Source organism: Marinilactibacillus sp. 15R (genome assembly GCF_001895285.1).
GTDB lineage: Bacteria > Bacillota > Bacilli > Lactobacillales > Carnobacteriaceae_A > Marinilactibacillus > Marinilactibacillus piezotolerans.
Window position 1 is genome coordinate 354,679 of sequence record NZ_CP017761.1, and the last position, 19,075, is coordinate 373,753.

The following is a 19,075-nucleotide window of genomic DNA, read 5'->3' on the forward strand; positions in this document are numbered from 1 at the left end:
ATATTTTATGGACTATCATAACAGAATACCAGATTATTTAACAGATATTTATAAAAAAAATTCTTCTATCATTCGTTTTTTTATTCGTTTCATACTATAATAAATTCCTAATTAAAATTAATGGTTTTAAAAGCGAATAATCTTAAAAAAGCACCTCCACAAGGAAGATGCTTTTCTTAATCTAAACAAACTTTATTCAATTACTTCTGATACTTTCAATTCAGGTGCTTTCGAACTGTACTCTGGAATATCTTTAAATAACCTCTGCAATAAAGGATTCTTTCCGTGCTCATCCATTGCTTCCTGATTTTCCCAATTTTCTACCATCATGAAATGGTTAGTTTCTTCTAGAGATTCATATAGATGATACTGCAGACATCCTTTTTCTAAACGAGTAGATTCAATCAAAGCTTTGATATCTGATAAAAAAGTTTCCCGTTTGTCTTCTTTAATAAAGAATGATGCATTAATAATTTTCATGTATTTTGCTCCTCTTATACGAATGTAGTAAATCTGTCAGCTTCTAGGCGAATAGAATTGTAACCTGTTTCTGCAGCTTTTCCGACTGAAAGAATCATAACAGGTACATAACGGTCTTTATTCAGTCCGAAAGCTTCAGCTAATTGGTCATCTTCAAATCCACCGATTGCGTTCGTATCGTATCCATGACTGCGTGCAACCAGCATAAACTGCATAGCCGCTAGACTTGAATCGATTTTGACAACGTCGTTCATTTTTTGTCTAGTGAAGTTTTTGTAGTGAGGAATAATAGCTGCCAATTGTTCGTCTCTAACTTCCGGAGACATTTTCCCTTCTTCTACGGCTCTATTATAGATTTCTTCTCCGTATTCATAACATTCCATATCTCCAAAAATCAGAACCATGGCTGCTGAAGTATCATTTTGTCTTTTGTTGAAACGAATCAATGGTCTAAGTTTAGCTTTCTCTTCTTCGCTTTCAACAACCACAAAGCGCCATGGCTGCATGTTGACTGAAGATGGTGCTATCGTTGATTCCTGAATCATTTCAAGCATTTCTTCATGAGAAATCTTAACCTTTTCATCATAAACGCGGACGGACTTTCTGTTGTATGTGATATCTGAAAAATCGTTGTTCTTGTTCATATTAATCCCTCTTTTTTTCCATTAATTTGTCTAACAGTTCTGATAATTTCTTTTCTTCCAGTTCGCTGAGAGAACTACTTAGAGTATTTTCTGTCGAATTATGATCTGACTCGCATTTCTCTAATTCCTTAATAGCCTTTGGGGTTATTTCGACAAAGATTTCTCTATTGTTTTGGCTATTTCGTTTTCTAGTGATATAGCCTTTTTCTTCTATTATCTTCAAGTGTCTCGTTACAGCTGCACTATCGATACATAATTCTGTTTGGATCTTTGTCTGAGAACATTTTTCTGTTTCTTTCAAAAATCTCATAAGTTCATACCTTGTCAGGCTAAATCCTGTTTCTTTCTCAAACTTGGAAGTCATTACCTGGTTCGCAATTTTCAGCTGATAAAGCAACCGACTAATCTCTCTAATGCCCATTTCATTCTCCCCCTCACTGAACAATTGACTAGTCAACTGTTGATAAGTCAACTATACACCTTTGCTTACTTTATGTAAATACTTTTAGTAAATTAAATAAAAAAACTGATCTTGAACAATAATCTGTTCAAAATCAGCTTTTCATTTCTTAACTTCTCAATCCGCGGCCTTTTTCAATCAAATACCAGCAAGTCGAATAAAGACCCACAATAAAAATTACAAGAATACCCATCGACACCATGATGGGTACATCAATTACACCTAAAAAACCATATCTAAATCCGGATATCATATAAACGATCGGATTGATTTTTGAAACACCTTGCCAGAAAGATGGCAATTCTGAAATAGAATAAAATACTCCACCAAGATAAGTCAATGGCTGCAAGACAAAGGTAGGTACAATAGATACATCATCAAATGACTGGGCAAAAATCCCATTCAATAGCCCGGCTAATGAGAATAAAATTGAAGTCATCAGTAGTGTAACGATAATAATGAACCAGGAAAATACCTGAAGTGGTACAAAAAATAAAGAAATAACTGTTACTAATATACCTACTAGAATGCTTCTACCTAGTCCCCCAAAGACGAATCCCCACATAATGACATGCGTTGGGACAGGTGCAATCAGCAGTTCTTCAATATTCTTCTGAAATTTCTGAGAGAAAAATGATGACGATACATTAGAATACGAACTGGTAATGACAGACATCATAATCAAGCCAGGTACGATAAACTCCATATAAGAGAATCCTTCCATCTGACCAATTCGTCCACCAATCAGATTACCAAAAATAACAAAGTATAATGACGTTGTGATAACTGGCGGTACGAGTGTCTGTACCCAGATGCGTAGATAACGATTAGTTTCCTTTGCAGCCAGACTTTTTAAAGCTGTGAAATAAAGATTAAACATGTTTTTCCTCCACTGGTTTTTTGTCTTCTGTAATTTTCAGGAATAACTCTTCCAATCGATTAGACTTATTCCGCATTGAAAGAACTTTAATTCCTTGTTGAGTCAACTGCTCAAACAATTGATTCACCCCTTGGTTACGTTCGATTTCCACAGCGAGTGTTTGCTCATCTTCAAAATAATTTGTGTATCCTTTGATTTCAGGCTTCTTATCAAAACGATCCAAGTCAAAAATGAATGTTTCAAACTGCAATTTTGCTAGTAAGGTTTTCATACTAGTGTTTTCAATCAGTTCACCCGACTGAATAATTCCGATATTCCGACAAAGCATTTCCGCTTCTTCCAGATAATGAGTCGTCAGGATAATCGTTGTCCCATTCTTATTCAATTCTCTAAGAAATGTCCACATCTCTCTTCTTAATTCGATATCCACACCAGCGGTTGGTTCATCAAGAATCAGCAATCGCGGCTCGTGCATCAAAGCTCTGGCAATCATCAATCTTCGTTTCATTCCACCTGAAAGCATACGTGCCCGAACATTTCGTTTTTCCCACAAGTCAGATTGTTTTAAGTACTTTTCACTACGTTCTAATGCTTCTTTACGAGAAACTCCATAATATCCAGCTTGATTGACAACGATCTGTTGAACTGTTTCAAAGGGATTGAAGTTGAACTCCTGAGGAACTAATCCAATCTGTTGTTTCAATCTTACCAAGTCAGTATCAAGATCATGTCCAAAAACTTTTACTTTTCCAGAGGTTTTATTAACCAAGGACGTAATGATACCAATTGTAGTAGACTTTCCAGCACCATTGGGACCTAATAGCGCATAGAAATCTCCTTCTTCCACGTTTAAATTGATTCCTTTTAATGCCACAACGCCTGTTCCATAGACTTTTTTCAAATCCTTTATTTCGAGTGCATACGTCATTTAATAATGATCTCCTTATAGATATGATTCCTTATTTTAACATGGATTCTTCTACAATGATGAAAAAAAGCATTTTTTCTCATTTTTTGTAAGTAAATAAGCTGTCTATTGTTTCTCTAAACGAAAAGACGTCATTTTCATAAATAATTTCCTATTCGTCAACATTCATTGATAGCCTTTCCTTCACCAGTAAACTCTACTTCATATGATTCACTTATCCCATGATTTTTTCATTCAAAATTTTCACAATATATCTTTCTAGTTGTTCTTCGAAAAGAATGTTAATAGTGGTTAAATGGATTTCCACCTAATTCTATCGGCTCTTAAAGGACTATAGCGGTTAATTTGCTTTACGGTTTAAAATAACCCCCTCTTAATATATTAAGGTGGGGTCATTACATAATTATTTAAATTAATACAGCAAATCGCTTATATCTTCTAATTTTATATATCTTTCTTCCAAGTTTCTTTCTGATAGGCCATTTCCCAAAAGCCATATTCCATTTCACTGCTGATAACAAAAGCTTCCAGCATCTGTTGCTGTTCTAATTCAGAACTTTCATCATACAAACGGTCTAAAATCTTTCGTTCTTGTTGTATGTGTTCTAAAGCTTCCAACCCAGCATACGTTTCAATCCAACGTTGATAAATCGGAACAGGTGACTGTTTAGCAATTAAAGTATTTCCTATTTCCTGATATAACCATGAGCAAGGCAGCAAGCTAGCCGCTGCTGTATTTGGTGTACCTTCAATTAATTGTCGATACATATGGGAAACATAATGGTAAGCTGTCGGAGCAATAGGTGTTTCCTCTATTTCCTCCTCCGTAATACCCAATTCTTCGAAAAAATATTCTCGAATGGCGATTTCTCCTAAAGCTAAATTTTGGGCATTCTCTAAAAGTAAGGTTCTCAGTGCTTGATCATTTGTCTGTTGCGCAATCAAGGTATAGAGCTTATTAAAATGGTGTAGATAATAATGATCCTGCACTAAGTAATAGCGAAAAACATCCTCTTTTAATGCACCTGATTGTAGTTCCGTAATGAACGGATGAGAAAAACTGCCTTGCCATGAAGCTGAAGCTGCTTGTCGTGCTTTTGCTGTAAATGACATCATATCCTCCTGAAAATTTGATTACTGTATTTGTTTGTCCTATAGTTCATGAATCGTGACGCTGTTTTGTATTTGCGCCCAATGGTTTGTCGGTCCATGACCATGGCCGACAGAAATTTCCTGACTGATTGCAGCCTGGATAAATTCTTTTCCAATTATAATGGCTTCTTTCAACTTAGTTCCTTTAGCCAGCTCTGCTGCGATACAGGCTGAAAAGGTATCGCCTGTTCCATGGGTATTTGCCGTTTTGATTCGCGGTGTACTTAGCCAGAAACTTTCTCCGTTTTCCAGTAAAACAAAGTCAGAAGCTTCTGTGTTTTGGCTATGCCCGCCTTTAATGATAATGTTTATAGTCCCTAAAGCCTGCAAGCTTTTTGCTGCTTCAATCATATCATGATCTGTTGTAATACTTTTTCCTAGCAACATTTCTGCTTCGGGCAGATTCGGTGTTACAACAGTCGCTAGTGGTAAAAGCTGTTCTTTAATTGTTTGAACTGCATCGTATTCTAATAGCTGATGTCCACCTTTAGCTACCATAACCGGGTCAACGATTAGTGGTCCGAAATCTACTTTTTTAAAGTTCTCAACGACAGTTAGTACATGTTCCGTATCTGCCAGCATACCGGTTTTGGATGCTTTAATCGAAAAATCTTCAGCCAATGAATGGAACTGGCTATCAATAAAATCACTGGGAATGGGCAGACTAGATTGGACCCCATAAGTATTCTGCGCCGTTAATGCAATGATAATGCTCATTCCAAATGCCTGACGTGCTTGAAAAGTTTTTAAATCAGCTTGAATTCCGGCGCCACCACCAGAATCAGACCCTGCAATGGTTACAACTTGAGGTGTACTATTAATCATTGTCTTCCCTCCAATATTTGTTCAACAGCTTGTTTTAATTTCTGAACTTTTTGAGAAACCTGTTCTGCCAGCATCAGTTCACTCACAACTGCAATCCCTGAAATAGCTGTATTAGTAAAGTTTTCAATATTGCTTTCATTGATTCCACCGATTGCAACAATTGGAATATTCACTGCTTCTGCGATTGTATTCAATGTCTCTATCGTTGTGCGCTGCGGATCTCTTTTTGTTTCAGTTGGAAAGATTGCGCCTACTCCTAAGTAATCTGCCCCATCTTTTTCTGCTTTTTTTCCTCGCTCGATCGATTTAGTAGAAACACCTAGTAACTTTTCACCACCAATTAATGAACGGACTACTTTTACTGGCATTTCATCGTCCCCAATGTGTACTCCGGCCGCATTAACTGCCAGACAAATATCGACTCGATCATTAATAATCAAAGGAATATCATAAAGGTCCGTGATTTGTTTGACTGCTACCGCTAACTCATAAAATCGATTTGTCGTAATAGCTTTTTCCCGCAGTTGCACCATCGTTACGCCATTTTGACAAGCTGTTTCAATAATGTTTAAAAATTCTTCGTCACTAAAATCATATCTGCCTGTGACCAAATAAAGTGTCAACTCTTTCATTTTTTCCATCCTTTCGCCTGCTCATACCATTTTTCTGACATCTGTAAAGACAACTGATTTAATGTCTGCTGACGAAAATCTGCAAGCCCAAAACTTAACTGCTTCGCCTTTTCTCCACAAATATTGAAATAACTAACTGCCCCGGCTATCGCTTCAGTAGAACCATGACCTTCACCTAACAGAGCAGCTATAATCGCTCCAACAATATCTCCGGTTCCTGTGAAGCGGTCTAATTCATCTACCCCATTATTCAATACTATGACCTGTTTCTGGTTAACAACCAAGTCTTTCTGCCCGGTAGCTAAAAATGTTGTCGCTGGATAAAGGCCTCCAATTTCCTGCAGAGCATCAATCAATTCATTTAAATTGTCTTCTCCTTGGTCCCACATACTACCATCGACTCCACGACCCTGACTAGGCAAACCACAAAAATGACGGAATTCAGAAATATTACCTTTGACTACAGCGGGATGAGTTTCTACTAAGGAAATACCTATTTGGTTTCGTATATCACTAACCCCATAACCAACTAGGTCCACTACAGTGGGTTTCCTTGTTCTAGTAGCGTAACTACTGGCTGCTAGCAGGCTTTCTTGACGTTGTTCAGATAAATGACCTAAATTCAGTAATAATGCACTGGTTTTCTCAAAAAGTTGTGAGAATTCCCTAGGATCATCTGCCATTATCGGCTTTGCACCAATATACAACAAGGCATTTGCGATTGATTCACAAGTGATCTCATTGGTAATACATTGGACCAGTGGTGCATTTTCTAAAGGGAAAATTTTTGAAAAATCAATATTCATCTTCATTTAGTACTCCTCCCAAAATAAACGCTGAGATTTTTTGAAAATGGATGTTTCTTTTAATTTGACTAATACTAAGAATGCAATAACTGAACCGATCAATGTTGCACCAATAAATCTAGGTGTATAGATAAACCAATATAGTTCTTGCTGGCTGCCGGTAAACCAAACCATTACTGGATAAGACAGTAATGATCCAATTAATCCTGTACCAATAATTTCCCCAATCATTGATCCGATGATTTTCCCACTCCATCTATAGAAGAGACCGGCAAAAAAGGCTCCAAAGACCGCTCCAGTCAAAGCAAGCGGAGGAATCCCCATCAGCAGCATGCGGATTATTCCACATACAAAAGCCATCAAAGTTCCATACACCGGGCCTAATAAAACACCCGCAATGATATTCATTACACTAGACATCGGTGCCATTCCCTCAATTCGTAACAATGGCGACAAGACTACATCCAGTGCAATCATCAGAGATAACAATGTTAGTTTGTGGATTCGATTTTTTTCCACGCAAAAAAACTCCTTTCTGCGAAAAGCAAAAGGAGTACAGTCTGAGACAAACAGAAAAAGACTATCAAAATAAAAATTGAGTCCATTCGTTTACAACTACATTTCCCTGCGCCAGTTCTAACTGTATCAGGTTCCATGGGTATAATCTCAGCATAAAGCACCCCAAATGTTTCTATTCAATTAGGTAAAGTATAACATATCTATTTTGTTATCGCTATTTAGTCTTGGAATTCATAATTCAGCACTTAAACTCTATATGATTGAGTAAAAAAGAACATCCTTAAGCAGAAAGTTTTGAGAACACTGCTATATTTTTCAAAAATAGTCAGGAACTTCAAACTTTTATTTCTTTTTACTTTAATCATAATCGTTCTTACTGATGTATGTTCTGGTACTCATCAGATTTGCAGAATGAACGAGTTGTTTCATCATAGACGAACACATCACCTGATTTGATATCATAATGCCAACCTTCTACTTCAAGTTCTCCTTTTGCAATCAACTGCTGGATCTGAGGGTAACTTTTCAAATTATTGAGTTGAGTAATCACATTCAACTGCTCCATCAGTCTAGCCTTGGATTCTGCATCTTTATGATGGTGACTGTGTTCAACTTTCACTTTTATATTTTCCAGTGGCTTCAAGTATTGTTGTGTATAAGGGAGTTGGTCCAGTTTCTCCTGTCCTTCAAGTGCCGCAGCACACCCTCCACAATTTGAATGTCCGCAGATAATAACTTCTCTTACTTTAAGGACTTCTATCGCAAATTCAATAGCAGATACCGTTGTAAAGTCATTATGGCTGACTTCATATGCAGGGACCGTATTCGCAATATTGCGAATCGTAAATATTTCTCCTGGATTGCTGCCTATTAATCTCTCGGGATTAACTCGCGAGTCAGAGCACGCAATAAATAGTGTGTGTGGATTTTGAACCTGTTCTAAATCATGATACAGCTGCTCATGTTTTTTATACGTTACTTCTTTAAAATTTTTCAATCCATTTTTTAATCGTAAAAGCATGTTTCTCCTCCATTATACCTAAATAGGTTCTTACTATATCATATTTACGTTGCATAATTCGAAGAGAAAACCCTAATTTTTAAACATTTTTATTGGATATAGATTACAACTTCACAACTATATTTAATTGTTTTCTTGCTGGGTATATCTTTTCTACTTATTCAAATCAATTAATCTACCACAAATAACGATACCTACAGCGTTAACTCCCACTACTGATAATACAAGATTCCTTAGAAATATTTTATAAATTTCCCGACATATTCTGAAAAAAATTCAAAAAAGATCTTTTTGAAATTATATTAAGGGAATACTTAGCTTTTTTTATAATTACTGTCACACAAATGGATATATCAAATTTATTTGAGGTAAAAAAAGAACCCCAACGAATGAGGTTCTCCAAGATAAATATTAACGTTTTGAGAATTGTGGTGATTTACGCGCTTTTTTGCGACCTGGTTTTTTACGTTCAACCATACGAGGGTCACGAGTTAATAAACCAGCAGCTTTAAGTGGTCCGCGGAAATCTGGGTCTACTGTTAATAGTGCACGAGCAATCCCGTGACGAGCAGCACCAGCTTGTCCAGCGTATCCTCCACCTTGAACATTAATTCTAATGTCATAGCTGTCCACTGTATCTGTAATAGCAAGAGGTTGTCTTACAATTAGATGCAAGTGTTCAAAGTTTAAATATTCAGTAATGTCTTTACCGTTGAATGTGATGTTACCAGAACCTGGAGTCATGATTACGCGAGCTGTAGAATTTTTACGACGACCAGTTCCGAAATATTGTACTTGAGCCAATGAATGTACCTCCTTAAATTAAGTTCGTGATGTCTAATGTTTCTGGTTGTTGAGCTTGGTTTTTGTGCTCAGGTCCAGCATATACGTGTAATTTTCTGAATTGAGTACTTCCTAAAGAGTTATGTGGAAGCATTCCTTTGATAGATAATTCAATTAATCTTTCAGGTTTTTCAGCACGAAGAGTACCAGCAGAAACCTGTTTCAATCCACCTGGGAATCCTGAGTGACGAGAATAAATCTTGTCACTAGCTTTGTTACCTGTTAATTTGATTTTTTCAGCATTAACTACGATTACGTTATCGCCAGTGTCGACGTGTGGTGTATACGTAGGTTTGTTTTTTCCGCGAAGAATAGAAGCAACTACTGCTGAAAGACGTCCTAATGGGATATCTGTAGCATCAACTACATACCATTTGCGCTCGATGTTGCTTTCATTCGCCATAAAAGTTGTACGCACGATCTTGACCTCCATAAAATATCATTTTCGATTTCAGTTATTGTGTTTTCATTCTTGCTCTAATGTAATAGTCTTGTGAATAGTCCAGAACTTTCTTGATCAGAGCTTCGTTTTGTTTGTGACATAACAAGTTTCCGGGGCTTATCATGGTGGCAAACAATACCATTTAACATAATACCTCGAATGACTAGATAAGTCAACTGTATATAAAACATTTTTCAATATAAATGATATATGTTACGGAGTTGAAAACTGCAAAAACAATGCCTATTACTAATTTTCCTAGAACTTTATCATCACAATTTCGCTCTATATAGAACATATCTAAAAAAACACTTTCCAAAACGGAAAGTGCTTTAGGCATTATTTATAAAAAATATCAATTAATTTTTTCAGCGTCTTTTCTAATATGGACTGTTGCAGGTTCTTTATCTTTAGACATCAGTTTTTCTGCAATAATTAATAGAATTGGAACAATAACATCATCCGCATAACCCATTACGGGAATAAAATCTGGTACCAAATCAACTGGACTGATGATATAAACAATGATACCCAATACCATCCATTTCTTTCTTGTTTCTACTTTGGCTTCAAACAAAGAGGTGACCAAAGATTTAATTTGCTTCATAGGCGTTCTTTTTCGATTTTTATTCATTTTCATCTATAAGCACCCTTTTTAGAATTATTTTGAATTCAGTCTTCTGACTTTCAGGTTTATACTGATTTAAAACACAATTTTTGTACATTATTAGTATATAATAATGCACTGATTAATAAATCAGTCTTAAGTATGAACTATTAGAATAGAATTTGTGATTTTCAAATATGCGTATAGTCTTATAGATAATTGTTTACTTTAATAAAAAAGAAGAACAGACATAAAATCTGCTCCTCTTTTTATCAGTATAATGCTCATAGCAATTTCTACCTTGTCGCACATACTTATAATTAAAGTCTCTGCTTTCTTTCTTCTCTCGTTTCATCACGAACGATTTCAAAGGTTTCAGATGCTAGCTCTATTTTGTCTGTATGTTGGTTAAATCTTTCTAAGATAGACATAAATATGCGATCTTTGACTGCTCGCCTTTCTCTGGTATCTACGATATATCTTAAACTTAGCGTTATCCAGTTATCATTAAATGAGATAAAAACTTGTGGTTTCAAAGAAGCATTCTCTATTCGGTAACGACGTTTCATATTATCCCAGTCTTCTTCAGCTTGCATGTTGTACGTACCGATTTGCTCTTCTGCAATTTGTAAAACCAGCTTTCTAGCCAATTTTACATCTGTATCAAAGTGCAGCGGAATATGAATTTCGTCCCACAGAAATTTAAAGTCGGCAGTATAGTTATACACCGGTGAAGTAAAGATATAACTGTTGGCCACTCGAACAATACGACCAGTATACTGGTCACCCTCTACCCACTCCCCCATTTCCATCAAGGTTGTGCGCAACAGTCCAATATCGACCACGTCTCCCTTTGTTCCTCCCAGCAAGACCCGGTCACCCGTCTTAAAGAAGTCTCCAAACATAATAGCGAACCACCCGGCAAAACTAACGATTACTTCTCTTAGCGCATAAGTTATACCTGCACCTGCCAGACCTATCGCCGTCGTAAAGCCACTTAAATCACTTCCAAATATATAGATAAAGGTAAGGGCTAAAATAAAATTAGTCATCCACTTCGCTATTTTTCGAGTAACATACCAATTGTCTGACTCGTTGAACTGTTTATATAAACGATTTAAAGCAAATCTTCTAATCATCAGTAGTAAAATGATAACAATGATAAAAATGGATATATTTGTAATTAATGGGTAAGCTTCTGCATATTGATTGAACCACTCTTTCATACTTAAGCCTCCTTTTCAAACAAATATATAGTACCTTAATGATAACAGTTTATAGCGAATAAGCAGATTATTAAGCATCCACTTATTTTATACGATTTACCTAAATAATCAGTATAGTCTTACTTTTTCATCTCTTTTTAAGCTCTCTTTTTTCTGTTAGCACCAATTGAATATCCGCTTTGCTGGAATGTTCCAGCACTCTTATTACATTTCGCTGATCGCTTTGCTCGTAAAAAGATTCGGCTTCAGTTAGTGACAATCCGCCCAACATTTTACGTTCTATCAGTCTCGGTTTTAAACTTTTTTCTTTTGCTTCTATAAATACTGTTAAATCAGCTATATTCTTTAATTCCTTCCAACCGGGTTCATCCAATAATAGATAATTTCCTTCGATCAAAACGATCTCAGCATCCACTACTATAGTTTCTTCACTTACATCATGTAACTTACGGTCATACATTGGCCATTTTGTTACATTACCTTCAGTCAGCAGTCTGATTCTTTCTTTCAAAGCCTCCAGGTCAAATGATTCTGGGCTTCCTTTTACACTATTAAGTGACTTCTTTTCTCCACTCACTTCAATCCAGTTATTCATTAAATACTTGCGCTTATAATGAAACCCATCGATTGAAATTGACTGGAAAGAATAAGGAAGTTTCTGCTCTTTATACAAAAGCTCTAGTAACTGGCTGAGTGTTGTTTTACCAGCCCCTGGCGGCGCAGCTAAATATGCAACTACACGAGAATCTTTATCTGTTCTCAGTAAAGCCAATTGCTTTAATAAAGGAATAAAAATCTCATTCACTTCTTTTTTGGTATACTCTGCATCTACCATTAATCCATTAACGTTAAAGGGGATTTTCAATGACTGTCCTCCTCTGCACGTGCTTCCTCTTCTTCTTCAGCGGTGATTCGATCATCTACTTCGATAGAAATGATCTGATTATACCGTTTTTCAATCAACTCACGATCAAGTTGCTGTGGAAAGTTATCGATTACTGATTCATAAACATAACGACTATATTCTTTAACTATTCCAATTTTGTCTTGATGTGCTGAGTGGGCAATCAGAACTAGTGCATCAAAAACAGATTCCATAGCTGAAATATCTTCTTTCATATAATGAACCAGTTGTCGGTAACCTACATGTAAATGTCTGAAGAAGTCATTAAAATCGTATAGCAAAACACCTGTTAATTTCGAAAAATCCGGCTCATTTTCCAGTTCTTCTCTTGATTTTCCGACCACGACGTACCTTCCTCTGAGGGCTGCAAATTTTGCTTCTAACAGTGATTTATAGTGAACTGCATGGATTGCCGTATTAGGATCATTAATCCCTGGAGATATTGCTTTCAGAGCAATCTCATTCAATTTATTTCTAGAATATCCAGAGTCAAATGAAGTAGAACGCTCTGCTTCAAAGGAAAATGTTTTATTGAATGATTCTTCCAGTTCATTTACTTCGGCAACTTTTTTGTTCGTATAAATCGTTGCCACCGGCTCCTTGCGGGAAACAAAATCCCCCACTTTAATACTAATTCTACAGATAGCCTCGTACTCTTCACATAAATCTTTTAATTCATCAAATTTGATAGAGCCAATATAAGCCTCTGCATTTGTCTTCATATCATATTGATAGGTGGTAGTAATTTCAGGTAATCTTTCAATTCTAGTATGTTCTCTAAAGTATCCGATAGTTTCATCGTACTGTGTTCTTGTTTCGTTGTACATCCTACTAACCAGTTTATCTGCTTGAATATAATTCGAGACTTGATATACAAACTTCGTAAAGTAAAGTGCACTTCCCACAGCGTAACCCCATGCAATAACAACCGAAAAGACCCGATCATCATATAAACTTCCATCCATGAAAACCAGTGATGTCAAAGAATAGATAAATCCACCCAGAAAAATACCAAGTGTACGCATGGATGTGGTATTCAATAAAAAGTCTTCTACAGCACGCGGGCTGAAATTTGAAGTATATAACGTTACAATCGTTAGTATGGCAGAGAATACAAAAGTAGTAGCGGTAAATAGCGTACCGGCCAAGGTACTCAGTACTTGTCTGGCCGTCGTTACATCTGTCAACATCCAGTCTGGTAATTCCTCAAGCAGAGGAAGCGCACTTGTATCTAAGAAAATCATAAATACAGATAGAATCAGCGAAAGGGCCATACTTCGACCAAAAACGCGCCAGATTCTCTTATCCTCCAACCGCAATCTCCATTTACTAAATAACATATTCCAATCCTCTTTTCTCTTTATGTAGATTTCAGTACCTCTGTTATACAAGTTAATTTTTAGACGCACTATAACTAAAAAATAAGAACCCTTACCTTATTCGCTTCTTTATAGCAAACTCCTCGGTGGGTTCTTTAATCATACAATTCCTCTTTTTCTGTGTCCATTTCCTTTTTATTCGACTATTAGCTTCGTTACTTATTTAAATGCATCTTCATCATAATAAACTTCCATCATACATAACCCTTTAGCTTCAACAGTTGGACCTGCTGTTGTACGATCCTTTGCTTCAAGGATCTTTTTGATATCTTCTACTGGTCGTCTACCATCTGCAACCTGCAGGATAGTTCCCATAATAATTCTAATCATATTATACAAGAATCCATTGCCCCGAAATGTGAAGATCCATTCTTCCGTTTTTTCATCGATTGCGACAGATGCCTCGTAAATCGTTCTTGTTTTATCTTCTTTGTCTGAATGAGCAGACGCAAAACTTGTAAAATCGTGGGTTCCTTCCAGAAAAGCCAGTGCTTTCTGAGTGCGCTCCAAATCCATATCAAATGGATGATGATGTGCGTAGAAACGTGTGAAAGGGTCTTTCAAAGAATGATTGTCTACTCGGTACTGATACATTTTGCCTCTAGCTAAGTACTGAGAATGAAAGGTCTGATCCACTATATCAGATTCCAGAAATACAATATCTTCTGGTCCTAATGCGTTCAGCGCTCTCAGCATACCGTCTTCTGGAATATATCTCGGATAATCAAAATGGATAATTTGTCCTCTAGCATGCACACCTGCATCTGTACGACCAGCACCTTTTATACGAATGAACTCTTCTTTAGACATTTTACTCAATGCTTTTTCGATTTCACCTTGGACAGTCCGCTTATTGGGCTGGACTTGAAACCCAGAAAAATTTGTACCATCGTAAGCGAGCTTCATTTTATATCTTATCTTATCCAAATTAATTGCTTCCTTTATCGTTATTTTTTATATAGAAAAAGGATAAAGACTTGCATCCTTATCCTCTTCTTCTTAGGTTCTCAATAATAATAACAAGGCCGTTAATATGCCGAGCGATACCATAGCAAGTGTATCTTTGGTCTCCCAGCTCAATTGACGATACTTAGTGCGTCCTTCACCGCCTTTATATCCTCTAGCTTCCATTGCTGTAGCTAGCTCCTCTGCACGGTTAAATGAGCTTACAAACAGTGGAATTAGAAGTGGCACGACAGATTTCATCTGTTCATAGATATTTCCTTCTCCAAAATCGATTCCTCGAGCTCTTTGGGCGTTCATGATTTTCTCTGTCTCATCCATTAAAGTTGGTACAAATCTAAGTGCAATCGATAGCATCAGCGCAATTTCATGGACGGGAACTTTGATGACAGCAAGCGGTCGCAGCAAATACTCAATTGCATCTGACAGAGACAGCGGCATAGTTGTTAAAGTCAGCAATGTCGACATAAAAATGATCAGTACGAAGCGCATGAAGATAAAGCCACCATTAATTAATCCTTCTTGTGAAAGAATGATAGGCCCAAATCTAAAAAAGATTGTTTCTCCACTTGTAAATAGAATCTGAAGAATTACTGTAAATAAAATCAGCCAGATAAGTGGCTTGATTCCGTTGATAAAGAAACGAACTGAAATTTTTGATAAGGCAACAGCTAATCCAACGAAAAGTGCTAACGCAAGATACGTGATTATATTATTGGCAAAAAAGATGACAATAATAAAGAGAATGGCACTCATGAGTTTCGTTCTAGGGTCTAGCCTATGAATTAAAGAATTCCCAGGAATGTAGCGTCCGAAAATGAGTTTATCCATCATACTCGATCACCTGCTTCCTGATCTGTTACACCAAGTCTATCTTTAATTTGTTCCGCTAGTTCATCTGTTGTCAAAGGCAACGGATCAAAGGCCCATTCAAATTTCCTTTCTAGTTCTTGTGCAAAATGAACTGTTGAGGGTACTCCTAACTGCATACTAGTTAACCAGTCTGATTCTTTAAAAAGCTCTCTTGGAGAACCCTCTTTTACTACCGTTCCTTTTTCCAGTACTACCATATGATCAGCATAATTCGCCACATCATCCATTTGATGTGTTACTAACACTATCGTTAGTCCCTGCGTTTTGTATAAATTATAGAACATATCCATGATCTCTTTACGGCCTTGCGGATCAAGTCCTGCTGTTGGTTCATCCAATACCAGCACTTCCGGCTCTAAAGCTAGTACGCCAGCAATAGCAACACGGCGCATCTGTCCTCCCGACAAATCAAATGGAGAACGATCTAAAAAACTCTCATCTAGACCAACTTGTGGTAGTAAGGCTTTTGCTCTACTTATTGCTTCTTCTTCGCTTACCCCAAAGTTTTTAGGTCCGAATGCAATATCTTTTCCAATTGTTTCTTCAAATAGCTGCGCCTCTGGAAATTGGAAGACAATTCCAACTTTTTTGCGCAAAGATTTCAATCCTTTGTTATCTGTAGCAGCTGTGACTACGCGTTCTCCAATAGTGATAGAACCTTCCGTTGGTTTTTTCAAGGCATTCAAATGCTGAAGAACTGTTGATTTACCACTTCCAGTATGTCCAACCAGTGCTGTATAGCCACCATCTTTTATTGAGAGATTGATATCATACAAAGCTCGGCTTTGGAATGGTGTCCCTTTTTGATACGTATACCCTACTTCTTCGAACCGTATGTCCATAACCATTCCACCATGCCTTCCTCTGTTAAATACTCACTTGGTACTCGTATTCCTAGTTCTTTCATTGATGATTTCAATTTCTCAGGAAATGGTAAATCAAGACCCATTTCGATCAGTTGATCACCATATGAGAAAATTTCTTCAGGAGTGCCTTCTTTGACTAACTTTCCTGCACGCATAACAATAATTCGATTTGCAGCAGCTGCCTCATCAATATCATGTGTAATAGAGATAACAGATAAATTTTCTCTTTCTTTTACTTCTTTGACTGTACGTAATACTTCTTCACGACCTTTAGGATCCAGCATGCTTGTCGCTTCGTCTAAAATCATTATTTCTGGCTGCAATGCCACGATACCGGCAATGGCTACACGTTGTTTTTGTCCTCCAGATAGTCTAGCAGGTTCACGTTCAGCAAATTCCAGCATATTGACCTTTTCCAGTGCATCACGAACACGTTCGACCATTTGTTCTCTCGGAATGCCCAGATTTTCTAATCCAAATGCTACATCATCTTGAACAGTCGATCCAACAAACTGATTGTCAGGATTCTGAAATACCATTCCAACCATTTCTCTAATCGACCAAATATTATTTTCGTTCAAATCAAACTTGCCTACTTTGACTTCTCCACTTTCAGGTTCAACTAATCCATTAATGGTTTTTGCCAACGTTGATTTTCCAGAACCGTTGGGTCCAATTATTGCTATCCATTCACCTTTTTCTATCGAAAAAGAAATATTATCCAATGCATACTGAGTTTCTTCATCAGTATATTTATATGAAATGTTTTTCAGTGTTATGATTTCATTCATTCTTTTACCTCAATCTTTGAGTCATGATGCTTTTGCATCTCAAATTCATCATTGTCAATCATTATCGACTTGACTATTATACCGTATTTCAAGGTGTCTTGACAGTCCTCAACAGTACAAGATTACCAAAAATAAGTATGCTAAACAATCTATATTCGTTATTCTTATGTACTATGATCAAAACTTATAGATATAATTGATTAACTATTCGTCTTTTAATTGTTAGGGAAAAATGATTATGCGCATACAAAAAAAACACTTTAAACGATATATGGTCCTCCTAAAAGGCAAAACGCCTTTTAGGAGAGACTTGAGCTAGACACTTGGAAAAAATTCCATCATCATAACGCTCATCATACATCCAAAAGTGAATTTGGTTAAATTCAATTTAAATGAATTTTATTAAGCTTCTTCTGTCTCTTCAGAATCAGTTTCAGCTTTAACCACGAATTCTAAGATAGCCATTGGTGCGCCATCTCCTCTACGAGGTTCAGTTTTTAAAACACGAGTATATCCACCGTTACGCTCTGCGAAACGAGGAGCTAAATCATCAAACAATTTTTGTAAAACTGTTTGTACTACGATTTCTTCTTCAGTCTCTGCAACAGTTGCTAATTCATTACGAACAAACGAAGCTGCTTGACGACGTGCGTGCAAGTCTCCACGTTTACCCAAAGTAACCATTTTATCAGTCATTTTAGAAACTTCTTTTGCACGAGTTTCAGTAGTAGTGATACGCTCGTTAATAATTAAGTCAGACGTAAGATCACGTAACAATGCTTTACGTTGTGAACTTGTACGTCCTAATTTACGATAGCCCATTAGTCGAAACCCTCCTAACTACAAGATTATTCTTCTTCACGTAAGCCTAAATCAAGCTCACCTAATTTATATTTAACTTCTTCCAGCGATTTACGTCCTAAGTTACGAACTTTCATCATTTCTGGTTCAGTTTTATTTGTCAATTCTTGAACAGTGTTTATCCCCGCGCGCTTCAGACAGTTGTAAGAACGTACAGATAGGTCAAGCTCTTCGATTGTCATCTCAAGCATTTTTTCCATCTGAGTTTCTTCTTTTTCAACCATGATTTCAGCTTCTCGAGCTTCTTCTGTCAAGTTTACAAAGATGTTTAAGTGTTCAGTCATTATTTTTGCCGCTAAACTCACGCCATCCTCAGGAGAAATTGATCCGTCAGTCCAAACGTCAAGCGTTAACTTGTCAAACTGATTTTTCTCTCCTACACGAGTATCTTCCACATGATAATTCACACGGCTGATTGGGGTATAAATCGAATCAATCGGGAGCACACCAATTGGCATATCTTCGTGTTTGTTGTATTCGGCGCGAACATATCCTCTGCCTTTTTGCGCTTCCATGCGTGCATGTAAATGCCCACCTTCAGAAACTGTACAAATATAAAGGTCAGGGTTCATTACCTCAACATCACTGTCATAAATAATGTCAGCAGCTGTTACAGTTGCTGGTCCTTCAACATCAATCTCAATCGTTTTTGTTTCATCAGAATACAACTTAAGTGCAAGTTTCTTTAAGTTTAAGATGATGGCAGTCACATCTTCTACTACCCCATCGATTGCTGTGAATTCATGTAAAACACTATCGATTTGAATATTTGTGACGGCAGCACCTGGTAAAGATGATAAAAGAATTCGACGTAGAGAGTTCCCCAACGTTGTACCATAGCCACGCTCAAGTGGTTCTACGACAAACTTACCGAATTTTCCATCCTCACTGATCTCAACTGTTTCTATTACCGGCTTTTCAATTTCGATCATCTAGTCCGTTTACCCCTTTCAAAACGTTCAGTTCACGCAAT

The 19,075-nt window shown here is 36.9% G+C and carries 23 protein-coding genes and 1 riboswitch; all 23 genes read right to left on the bottom strand.

The window, feature by feature from the left end; all coding sequences use genetic code 11:
* Positions 1–192 precede the first annotated feature (192 nt).
* On the bottom strand, positions 193–480 hold the full coding sequence (locus BKP56_RS01605) for a putative quinol monooxygenase (protein ID WP_072693432.1): 288 nt from the start codon (positions 478–480) through the stop codon (positions 193–195).
* Between the two features lie 14 nt (positions 481–494).
* Positions 495–1,124 (bottom strand): nitroreductase family protein, encoded by a 630-nt coding sequence (locus tag BKP56_RS01610; RefSeq protein WP_072693433.1) that lies wholly within the window; start codon positions 1,122–1,124, stop codon positions 495–497.
* Between the two features lies 1 nt (position 1,125).
* Positions 1,126–1,545 (bottom strand): MarR family winged helix-turn-helix transcriptional regulator, encoded by a 420-nt coding sequence (locus BKP56_RS01615; RefSeq protein ID WP_072693434.1) that lies wholly within the window; start codon positions 1,543–1,545, stop codon positions 1,126–1,128.
* 148 nt (positions 1,546–1,693) lie between these two features.
* Entirely contained in the window at positions 1,694–2,464 is a 771-nt protein-coding gene (locus BKP56_RS01620) for an ABC transporter permease (RefSeq protein ID WP_072693435.1), read from the bottom strand.
* Entirely contained in the window at positions 2,457–3,392 is a 936-nt protein-coding gene (locus BKP56_RS01625; RefSeq protein ID WP_072693436.1) for an ABC transporter ATP-binding protein, read from the bottom strand. Before BKP56_RS01625 ends, BKP56_RS01620 begins: the two co-directional genes overlap by 8 nt.
* 444 nt (positions 3,393–3,836) lie before the next feature.
* Positions 3,837–4,505 (bottom strand): thiaminase II, encoded by a 669-nt coding sequence (tenA, locus tag BKP56_RS01630; RefSeq protein WP_072693437.1) that lies wholly within the window; start codon positions 4,503–4,505, stop codon positions 3,837–3,839.
* 39 nt (positions 4,506–4,544) lie between these two features.
* Positions 4,545–5,369: a bifunctional hydroxymethylpyrimidine kinase/phosphomethylpyrimidine kinase gene (gene thiD / locus BKP56_RS01635; RefSeq protein WP_072693438.1), complete on the bottom strand. Its 825-nt coding sequence runs from the start codon at positions 5,367–5,369 to the stop codon at positions 4,545–4,547.
* Positions 5,366–6,010 carry a thiamine phosphate synthase gene (gene thiE / locus BKP56_RS01640; protein ID WP_072693439.1) on the bottom strand — a complete coding sequence of 215 codons (645 nt, stop codon included), beginning with the start codon at positions 6,008–6,010 and terminating at the stop codon, positions 5,366–5,368. Before thiE ends, thiD begins: the two co-directional genes overlap by 4 nt.
* Entirely contained in the window at positions 5,998–6,813 is an 816-nt protein-coding gene (locus BKP56_RS01645) for a hydroxyethylthiazole kinase (RefSeq protein WP_072693440.1), read from the bottom strand. Before BKP56_RS01645 ends, thiE begins: the two co-directional genes overlap by 13 nt.
* Positions 6,814–7,326 (bottom strand): energy coupling factor transporter S component ThiW, encoded by a 513-nt coding sequence (thiW, locus tag BKP56_RS01650; RefSeq protein ID WP_072693441.1) that lies wholly within the window; start codon positions 7,324–7,326, stop codon positions 6,814–6,816.
* Between the two features lie 86 nt (positions 7,327–7,412).
* Positions 7,413–7,501, bottom strand: a riboswitch (TPP riboswitch).
* A 198-nt stretch (positions 7,502–7,699) separates the two neighbouring features.
* Positions 7,700–8,347: a carbonic anhydrase gene (locus BKP56_RS01655; protein ID WP_072693442.1), complete on the bottom strand. Its 648-nt coding sequence runs from the start codon at positions 8,345–8,347 to the stop codon at positions 7,700–7,702.
* Positions 8,348–8,758: 411 nt separating this feature from the next.
* Positions 8,759–9,151, bottom strand: coding sequence for a 30S ribosomal protein S9 (gene rpsI, locus BKP56_RS01660; protein WP_072693443.1), 393 nt, complete (start codon positions 9,149–9,151; stop codon positions 8,759–8,761).
* Positions 9,152–9,164: 13 nt separating this feature from the next.
* Positions 9,165–9,608, bottom strand: a complete 444-nt coding sequence (gene rplM / locus BKP56_RS01665) for a 50S ribosomal protein L13 (RefSeq protein WP_305367258.1) — start codon at positions 9,606–9,608, stop codon at positions 9,165–9,167.
* 379 nt (positions 9,609–9,987) lie between these two features.
* Entirely contained in the window at positions 9,988–10,272 is a 285-nt protein-coding gene (locus tag BKP56_RS01670) for a YkvA family protein (RefSeq protein ID WP_072693445.1), read from the bottom strand.
* A gap of 287 nt (positions 10,273–10,559) precedes the next feature.
* The gene (locus BKP56_RS01675; protein WP_072693446.1) at positions 10,560–11,465 is read right to left on the bottom strand and encodes a mechanosensitive ion channel family protein; all 906 of its coding nucleotides are present in this window, start codon (positions 11,463–11,465) and stop codon (positions 10,560–10,562) included.
* Between the two features lie 127 nt (positions 11,466–11,592).
* Positions 11,593–12,330 carry a nucleoside/nucleotide kinase family protein gene (locus tag BKP56_RS01680; protein ID WP_072693447.1) on the bottom strand — a complete coding sequence of 246 codons (738 nt, stop codon included), beginning with the start codon at positions 12,328–12,330 and terminating at the stop codon, positions 11,593–11,595.
* Positions 12,327–13,682: a DUF2254 domain-containing protein gene (locus BKP56_RS01685; protein ID WP_198033969.1), complete on the bottom strand. Its 1,356-nt coding sequence runs from the start codon at positions 13,680–13,682 to the stop codon at positions 12,327–12,329. The genes BKP56_RS01680 and BKP56_RS01685 overlap by 4 nt, the downstream gene beginning before the upstream one ends.
* Before the next feature lie 225 nt (positions 13,683–13,907).
* Positions 13,908–14,654, bottom strand: coding sequence for a tRNA pseudouridine(38-40) synthase TruA (gene truA, locus BKP56_RS01690; protein ID WP_072695913.1), 747 nt, complete (start codon positions 14,652–14,654; stop codon positions 13,908–13,910).
* A 93-nt stretch (positions 14,655–14,747) separates the two neighbouring features.
* Complete coding sequence (locus BKP56_RS01695; protein ID WP_072693449.1) at positions 14,748–15,545, bottom strand: energy-coupling factor transporter transmembrane component T family protein; 798 nt, start codon at positions 15,543–15,545, stop codon at positions 14,748–14,750.
* Positions 15,542–16,426, bottom strand: coding sequence for an energy-coupling factor ABC transporter ATP-binding protein (locus BKP56_RS01700; RefSeq protein ID WP_072695915.1), 885 nt, complete (start codon positions 16,424–16,426; stop codon positions 15,542–15,544). Before BKP56_RS01700 ends, BKP56_RS01695 begins: the two co-directional genes overlap by 4 nt.
* Positions 16,402–17,241 (bottom strand): energy-coupling factor ABC transporter ATP-binding protein, encoded by an 840-nt coding sequence (locus BKP56_RS01705; RefSeq protein WP_072693450.1) that lies wholly within the window; start codon positions 17,239–17,241, stop codon positions 16,402–16,404. Before BKP56_RS01705 ends, BKP56_RS01700 begins: the two co-directional genes overlap by 25 nt.
* A gap of 402 nt (positions 17,242–17,643) precedes the next feature.
* Complete coding sequence (gene rplQ, locus BKP56_RS01710) at positions 17,644–18,063, bottom strand: 50S ribosomal protein L17 (protein WP_072693451.1); 420 nt, start codon at positions 18,061–18,063, stop codon at positions 17,644–17,646.
* A gap of 26 nt (positions 18,064–18,089) precedes the next feature.
* Complete coding sequence (locus tag BKP56_RS01715; protein WP_072693452.1) at positions 18,090–19,034, bottom strand: DNA-directed RNA polymerase subunit alpha; 945 nt, start codon at positions 19,032–19,034, stop codon at positions 18,090–18,092.
* Between the last annotated feature and the right edge of the window lie 41 nt (positions 19,035–19,075).

Coding starts and splice junctions, on each gene's coding strand:
- BKP56_RS01605 (WP_072693432.1), bottom strand. CDS start 480: ATGAAAATTATTAATGCATCATTCTTTATTAAAGAAGACAAACGGGAA.
- BKP56_RS01610 (WP_072693433.1), bottom strand. CDS start 1,124: ATGAACAAGAACAACGATTTTTCAGATATCACATACAACAGAAAGTCC.
- BKP56_RS01615 (WP_072693434.1), bottom strand. CDS start 1,545: ATGGGCATTAGAGAGATTAGTCGGTTGCTTTATCAGCTGAAAATTGCG.
- BKP56_RS01620 (WP_072693435.1), bottom strand. CDS start 2,464: ATGTTTAATCTTTATTTCACAGCTTTAAAAAGTCTGGCTGCAAAGGAA.
- BKP56_RS01625 (WP_072693436.1), bottom strand. CDS start 3,392: ATGACGTATGCACTCGAAATAAAGGATTTGAAAAAAGTCTATGGAACA.
- tenA (WP_072693437.1), bottom strand. CDS start 4,505: ATGTCATTTACAGCAAAAGCACGACAAGCAGCTTCAGCTTCATGGCAA.
- thiD (WP_072693438.1), bottom strand. CDS start 5,369: ATGATTAATAGTACACCTCAAGTTGTAACCATTGCAGGGTCTGATTCT.
- thiE (WP_072693439.1), bottom strand. CDS start 6,010: ATGGAAAAAATGAAAGAGTTGACACTTTATTTGGTCACAGGCAGATAT.
- BKP56_RS01645 (WP_072693440.1), bottom strand. CDS start 6,813: ATGAAGATGAATATTGATTTTTCAAAAATTTTCCCTTTAGAAAATGCA.
- BKP56_RS01655 (WP_072693442.1), bottom strand. CDS start 8,347: ATGCTTTTACGATTAAAAAATGGATTGAAAAATTTTAAAGAAGTAACG.
- BKP56_RS01670 (WP_072693445.1), bottom strand. CDS start 10,272: ATGAAAATGAATAAAAATCGAAAAAGAACGCCTATGAAGCAAATTAAA.
- BKP56_RS01675 (WP_072693446.1), bottom strand. CDS start 11,465: ATGAAAGAGTGGTTCAATCAATATGCAGAAGCTTACCCATTAATTACA.
- truA (WP_072695913.1), bottom strand. CDS start 14,654: ATGAAGCTCGCTTACGATGGTACAAATTTTTCTGGGTTTCAAGTCCAG.
- BKP56_RS01695 (WP_072693449.1), bottom strand. CDS start 15,545: ATGATGGATAAACTCATTTTCGGACGCTACATTCCTGGGAATTCTTTA.
- BKP56_RS01700 (WP_072695915.1), bottom strand. CDS start 16,426: ATGGACATACGGTTCGAAGAAGTAGGGTATACGTATCAAAAAGGGACA.
- BKP56_RS01705 (WP_072693450.1), bottom strand. CDS start 17,241: ATGAATGAAATCATAACACTGAAAAACATTTCATATAAATATACTGAT.
- rplQ (WP_072693451.1), bottom strand. CDS start 18,063: ATGGGCTATCGTAAATTAGGACGTACAAGTTCACAACGTAAAGCATTG.
- BKP56_RS01715 (WP_072693452.1), bottom strand. CDS start 19,034: ATGATCGAAATTGAAAAGCCGGTAATAGAAACAGTTGAGATCAGTGAG.